This window comes from Pseudomonas sp. P5_B3 (assembly GCF_056400405.1).
This window is the reverse complement of the sequence record NZ_JBFULI010000129.1, coordinates 1-914: the sequence shown is the minus strand read 5'-3', so window position 1 is coordinate 914 and position 914 is coordinate 1. Positions and strand designations below refer to the sequence as shown.

Here is a 914-nt window from a genome sequence, read left to right as displayed (position 1 = left end):
GAACACTTCCTCATGGCTCTCGCCCGCCTGCAGCGACTGCACCGCACTGGCGACCCCATCGGTGCCGTTGGCCAGCGTGTAGGTCCATTGGCCGGTGGTGTCCACGGCGATCGAGCCGTAGGTGCCGGTATTTGACCCGGCAATACTCCAAGTGGCGGTGGCATCGTGATCGATGTCGGCCGCGCTGAACTGGCCGCTGACGCTGAGCGTGGTGTCTTCCTGCACCGCGCCGGCMKCRTTGCCSGYCRCGAARCYGAGCACKGGCGCGTCGTTGCTGCCGGTGACGGTGACGGTCACCAGCTGGGTGTCGACGCCGCCGAGGCCGTCGCTGACTTGCACCGTGAACACATCCTCATGGCTCTCGCCGGCCTGCAGCGCCTGCACCGCACTGGCGGCCCCATTGGTGCCATTGGCCAGCGTGTAGGTCCACTGGCCGGTGGGGTCCACGGCGATCGCGCCGTAGGTGCCGGTATTTGACCCGGCAATACTCCAAGTGGCGGTGGCATCGTGATCGATGTCGGCCGAACTGAACTGGCCGCTGACGCTGAGCSTGSTGTCTTCCTGCACCGCGCCGGCCTCATCGCCGGTCGCGAAGCTGAGCACGGGCGCGTCGTTGCTGCCGGTGACGGTGACGGTCACCAGCTGGGTGGCCACACCGCCCAGGCCGTCGCTGACTTGCACCGTGAACACGTCATTATGACTCTCGCCCGCCTGCAGCGACTGCACCGCACTGGCGACCCCATCGGTGCCGTTGGCCAGCGTGTAGGTCCATTGGCCGGTGGTGTCCACGGCGATCGAGCCGTAGGTGCCGGTATTTGACCCGGCAATACTCCAAGTGGCGGTGGCATCGTGATCGATGTCGGCCGCGCTGAACTGGCCGCTGACGCTGAGCGTGGTGTCTTCCTGCACCGCGC

The 914-nt window shown here is 66.9% G+C and carries 1 protein-coding gene; it reads right to left on the bottom strand.

Features of this window, described 5'->3' with window-relative positions; translation table 11 throughout:
- On the bottom strand, positions 1–914 hold a 914-nt coding region (locus AC1DRN_RS29905; protein WP_477786926.1), incomplete at both ends, for a VCBS domain-containing protein.